At 57.7% G+C, this 1,228-nt stretch carries 1 protein-coding gene, 3 tRNA genes and 1 rRNA gene; all 5 read left to right on the plus strand.

The window, feature by feature from the left end; all coding sequences use genetic code 11:
- Positions 1–133: 133 nt before the first annotated feature.
- Positions 134–247, plus strand: a 5S ribosomal RNA gene (rrf, locus tag GCT19_RS42105).
- Between the two features lie 156 nt (positions 248–403).
- Positions 404–489: transfer RNA gene (locus GCT19_RS42110), tRNA-Tyr, on the plus strand.
- 40 nt (positions 490–529) lie between these two features.
- Positions 530–603 (plus strand) — tRNA-Gly (locus tag GCT19_RS42115).
- 16 nt (positions 604–619) lie between these two features.
- Positions 620–694 (plus strand) — tRNA-Thr (locus GCT19_RS42120).
- Between the two features lie 62 nt (positions 695–756).
- Positions 757–1,228 (plus strand): GTP-binding protein (locus tag GCT19_RS42125; protein WP_152854801.1); only part of this gene is annotated, 472 nt, incomplete at its 3' end.

Raw genomic sequence — 1,228 nt, forward strand, 5'->3', positions numbered from 1 at the left:
GAAGACATGCCGGTTGAGATCGGTGTTGTGCCAGAAACAACACAGCCCCACACACGAATCCTTTACGCTTCTTCCCGATTGGCTGTGGCGCCCGGTTGACCCCAACCTGAGAGCGACGCAGCAACCCGTCATGCCTGATGACCATAGCGAGTCGGTCCCACCCCTTCCCATCCCGAACAGGACCGTGAAACGACTCCACGCCGATGATAGTGCGGATTGCCCGTGTGAAAGTAGGTAATCGTCAGGCTCCCCCAAAGCCAGAAACCCCACCCCCAGCGGTGGGGTTTTTGCGTTTACGGAAAGCTAACCGCCAATCACTATATAAGTGAGAACGTTGGGATCGGAACGGTCAAGCAGGACTTGACAAAAGAATGTCGTTCCCCCATAATCGTCAGTTCTCTGCGGAGGGGTGCCCGAGTGGCTAAAGGGGGCAGACTGTAAATCTGTTGGCTTACGCCTACGTTGGTTCGAATCCAACCTCCTCCACCAGAATGCAAGTTGTAGCAGTTGTTGGGAATCCATGATCCTTGCGGGTGTAGCTCAATGGTAGAGCAGAAGCCTTCCAAGCTTACGACGAGGGTTCGATTCCCTTCACCCGCTCCAGCAACACAGATGTAGCGCCCATGTGGCTCAGTGGTAGAGCACTCCCTTGGTAAGGGAGAGGTCGGCAGTTCGATCCTGCCCATGGGCACCAGAAGTACTCGGTGATTGTTTGCGCCCGGCGCAACGTACGGAAAATCCTCTTAGGAGTCGAAAATGGCCAAGGGTAAGTTTGAGCGGACCAAGCCGCACGTGAACGTGGGCACGATCGGTCACGTTGACCACGGCAAGACCACGCTGACGGCAGCGATCACGACGGTTCTGACGCAGAAGTTTGGCGGCGAAGCAAAGGCGTACGACCAGATCGACGCGGCGCCGGAAGAAAAGGCACGCGGCATTACCATCAACACCGCGCACGTCGAGTACGAAACGGCTAACCGCCACTACGCACACGTCGACTGCCCGGGCCACGCTGACTACGTGAAGAACATGATCACGGGCGCGGCACAGATGGACGGCGCGATCCTGGTGTGCTCGGCTGCAGACGGCCCGATGCCGCAAACGCGTGAGCACATCCTGCTGGCGCGTCAGGTTGGCGTTCCGTACATCATCGTGTTCCTGAACAAGTGCGACATGGTGGACGACGCCGAGCTGCTGGAGCTCGTCGAGATGGAAGTTCGCGAACTTC

Origin of the sequence: Paraburkholderia atlantica (assembly GCF_009362785.1) — a bacterium.
In the GTDB taxonomy this organism is placed as follows: domain Bacteria; phylum Pseudomonadota; class Gammaproteobacteria; order Burkholderiales; family Burkholderiaceae; genus Paraburkholderia; species Paraburkholderia atlantica.